A 614-nucleotide genomic window follows, 5' to 3' on the forward strand; every position below is an offset into this window, starting at 1 on the left:
TCGCCGGCCGGCCAGGCATCGCCATGGCCGAGGCAAAACAGGAGATAGACGTCCGCCGTCCACGGCCCGATGCCGGGCAGCGAGATCAGCGTGTGATGCGCGGCGTCCGCGTCTTCTTCGGCGAGCACGTCGAGGTTCAGCCGCTCTGCCGTGATCTCGCGCGCAAGATGTTTCAGCGTCTTGATCTTGGCGGCGGAGAGGCCAAGCCGTCCCAGCCGGTCGGTGCGCGCGCGGCCCACCGCCTCATGATCGAACGGATCGAAGGCGTCCGACAGCCGTCCCCAGATCGCGGCGGCGCGAGCCGGGTTTTACGGGGCTTGCGCATATCGTCTGCGGGCAGCAGCTCTCGACCGCGAGCGCCGCCGCAAGGCCGGCATGCCCGCAGTCGCAAGCACGGGCTTGAGCCGCGGGTCGCGCTTCACCAGCGCCTGGACGGCCTCTTCGAGATCGGACTGGGTTTCGAGGTGGATGGTCATTGTGCCTAACTCGTCATGCACGGGCTTGCCGTCTCTGCTAGAGCTACGCCGGCCCAATACCGAGAAGCCTCGAAGACCTTCGGCGCAGGCGGGACCCGCGCATCCATTTCCGATCGTAACAGAGTCATGGAAGATGGA

General features: G+C 66.6%; 1 pseudogene. It reads right to left on the minus strand.

Annotation, left to right across the window (positions count from 1 at the left end):
• A pseudogene (locus tag E4K65_RS50205) lies at positions 1-476 on the minus strand (DNA-3-methyladenine glycosylase family protein); the annotation flags it as partial.
• Positions 477-614 lie beyond the last annotated feature (138 nt).

Source organism: Bradyrhizobium niftali, assembly GCF_004571025.1.
Lineage (GTDB): Bacteria > Pseudomonadota > Alphaproteobacteria > Rhizobiales > Xanthobacteraceae > Bradyrhizobium > Bradyrhizobium niftali.